A 1,949-nucleotide genomic window follows, 5' to 3' on the forward strand; every position below is an offset into this window, starting at 1 on the left:
TCGACATTCTCGTCAACAATGCCGGCGTCGGCTGGCTCAATGCGCTGGAAGGCTCGCCGGTCGACGTCATCCGCAAGGTTTTCGAGACCAATACGATCGGCGTCATGGCGCTGACGCAGGCCTTCCTGCCGCAGTTTCGCGCGCGCCGCGCCGGCATGATCGTCAACGTCACCTCGACGGTCACGGTCAGCCCGCTTCATCTCCTGTCGGTCTATACGGCCAGCAAGGCGGCGATCAATGCATTCAGCGAATGCCTGGCGCTCGAACTCGCGCCCTTCGACATCGGCGTCCGCCTCGTGCTGCCGGGTCGCGCGCCCACAACCGATTTCGGCAAGAACGCGGCCTCGCTTTCGCCCGATGGCATGACCATTCCGGAAACCTATAAGGAAATTGCCGACGCGGTTTTCGCTGAATGGGCTGCGGCCCCGGCGGATATGGTGACCCGGCCGCAGGATGTCGCTGACGCCGTCTATCGCGCGGCGACCGACGCCTCGACGCCGATGCGTAGTCCGGCCGGCGCGGATGCCGAGGCTCTGATGAGCGAAAGCCGGCCGGCGCTGGCCTGACCGGAAGAAACGCCGCTACGGGTCGGCATCATCCATCGCGTCGTGCTCGCCGGCATGGACGATCATGTCGGCGACGATATGTTCGATGTGGTGATCGGCGGCCTCGTAATACATCTGCCGCGCCTGGCGGGTGCGCCGCACCAGCCGGGCGCCCCGCAACAGGCGCAAATGATGGCTGACCAGCGAGGGCGAGGCATCCACCTTGCGCGCGATATCGCCGACCGCCACCGGCTCGCTCAGGCAGGCGAGCAGGATCTTGAGACGGGTCGGGTCGCCGAGCAGCTTGAAGGTCTCGGCGGCCACGGCAATGTCTTCCTGCCCGCCCTCCAGCGCCTGTTCGAAAAGCGCTGGATCATTCAACTGACAGCCCCTCATGCCGATGCCTGGAGCGGGCAATCGCCAGGCTGCTCGCCCCACCTGATCTCGATCGTCGCGTGGCGGATATCGTAACGCCTTGCCAGCACCGCCTTGACGCGATCGGCCACGGTTGCGGCATCGCCATCCTGCGCAAGGCTGACTTCTAGGGTCGCCGCCGGCCGGCCCGAAGTGATCGACCAGACGTGAACATGGGCGACATCGCTGACGTCGGTTACTTCGTTCAGCACGTAGCGGCGCAATTCCTCGATCTCGATATTGCTCGGCGTTCCCTCCATCAGGATCTGCGCCGCGCTGCGCAGCAGCGCCCAGGCGGCCCTGAGGATGAGAACGGACATCAGAACCGACAGGATCGGATCGGCCGGCGTCCAGTTGGTGTAATAGATGATCACGGCGGCTGTGATCGCGCCGACGGACCCCAGCAGGTCGCCGACGACATGCAGCAGCGCGCCCTTTATCGTGACGTGGTCGCGGTCGCCCCGCATCAACAGCAGGAACACGCCGATATTGACGAACAGCCCCAGTATGGCGACGACCAGCATCGGCCCCGCCAGCACCGGTTCCGGCGTGATCAGGCGTTCGACCGCCTCATAGGCGATCCAGATGGTGAGCAGGAACAGCGCCAGCGCATTGACGAAACCGGCCAGCACCTCGGAGCGCATATAGCCGAAAGTGCGCTTCTCATCGCCGCCCCGGCGACCGAAGCGGAACGAGGCCCAGGCAAGCCCCAGCGCCGCCGTATCCGTCAGCATATGCCCGGCATCGGCGATCAGCGCCAACGACCCCGACAGCCAGCCGCCGACGAATTCCGCCACCATGAAACCGGCCGTCAGGCACAGACCGATCAGGACCACACGCTCATTGTTGCGCGAGACGGTCGGCGCGTGGCTGTGATGTCCGTCGCCATGGCTATGCGCGTGGTCGTGACCGTCATGGCCGTGACCGCCATCATGCCGGTGTTCGTGTCCCTGGCCCTTGCCGGGCCCGCCGCCGCTCTCAGAGCCCGAT

The 1,949-nt window shown here is 65.5% G+C and carries 3 protein-coding genes; 1 reads left to right on the top strand and 2 read right to left on the bottom strand.

The features are described 5' to 3' along the window. A partial coding sequence (locus B4E36_RS08160) for an SDR family NAD(P)-dependent oxidoreductase (protein WP_345900220.1) occupies nt 1–566 on the top strand: 566 nt, incomplete at its 5' end. Between the two features lie 15 nt (nt 567–581). Here the strand turns inward: B4E36_RS08160 and B4E36_RS08165 are convergent. Further along, nucleotides 582–926 carry an ArsR/SmtB family transcription factor gene (locus tag B4E36_RS08165; protein ID WP_292053152.1) on the bottom strand — a complete coding sequence of 115 codons (345 nt, stop codon included), beginning with the start codon at nt 924–926 and terminating at the stop codon, nt 582–584. Between the two features lie 11 nt (nt 927–937). Next, nucleotides 938–1,949: cation diffusion facilitator family transporter (locus tag B4E36_RS08170; protein ID WP_345900221.1), on the bottom strand; the 1,012-nt coding region annotated here is incomplete at its 5' end.

The sequence above is a fragment of the Martelella sp. UBA3392 genome (assembly GCF_002358775.1).
GTDB lineage: Bacteria > Pseudomonadota > Alphaproteobacteria > Rhizobiales > Rhizobiaceae > Martelella > Martelella mediterranea.